Source organism: Arthrobacter globiformis (genome assembly GCF_003261175.1).
GTDB classification, from domain to species: Bacteria; Actinomycetota; Actinomycetes; order Actinomycetales; family Micrococcaceae; genus Arthrobacter; species Arthrobacter globiformis_A.
The window spans coordinates 1-537 of the sequence record NZ_QLNP01000015.1; the positions used below are offsets into that span (position 1 = coordinate 1).

Consider the following 537-nt stretch of genomic DNA (forward strand, 5'->3'; position numbering starts at 1 on the left):
CTGCCGGCACGGCGTCTGCGGGGACCTTTTCTGCGGGCGGGTCCTCAGCCGCGCCGCCGACTCCCGGCACCGGACTGAGGAGCCACGTGGCGAAGGCGTCGACGCGGAGCTGCGTCAGGGTCCGGGATTCGGTGGGGCCCTGCATTGATCTGGCGGCGGCGGTGGTGCGGTTCCAGATGCCCGCAGCCTGGTCCGCCGGCAGATACGCCGAGAACCACGCCATGCCGTCCCGGTCCGGGGCATACTCCAGCCGCCTGTCCTTCACACTCTTGGCGTGCCGTTTTTCGATGCTGACCGGGTGGTGCCGTTCCCGCCAATACCGGGCCTTCGCCCGGAACCTGCCCGGGGTCAGCTCCCCCGCCGGGCAACCCCGCGCGTACCCCGGCGCGTCAGGGTCCAGGAAATGCGCCGCAAACGCCGCGGCCGCTTCCGGATCCAGCCCGTCCGTTTCATCACACAAGATGCGCACGTGCTGCCACGAGATTGTTCCCGCCCCGAGCGCGGCCAGCGTCAACGGCAGATCCCCGCTCAGCCTCG

At 70.8% G+C, this 537-nt stretch carries 1 protein-coding gene; it reads right to left on the reverse strand.

Annotation, left to right across the window (positions count from 1 at the left end; all coding sequences use genetic code 11):
- On the reverse strand, positions 1-537 hold a 537-nt coding region (locus tag DBZ45_RS01790), incomplete at both ends, for a DUF222 domain-containing protein (protein ID WP_146617427.1).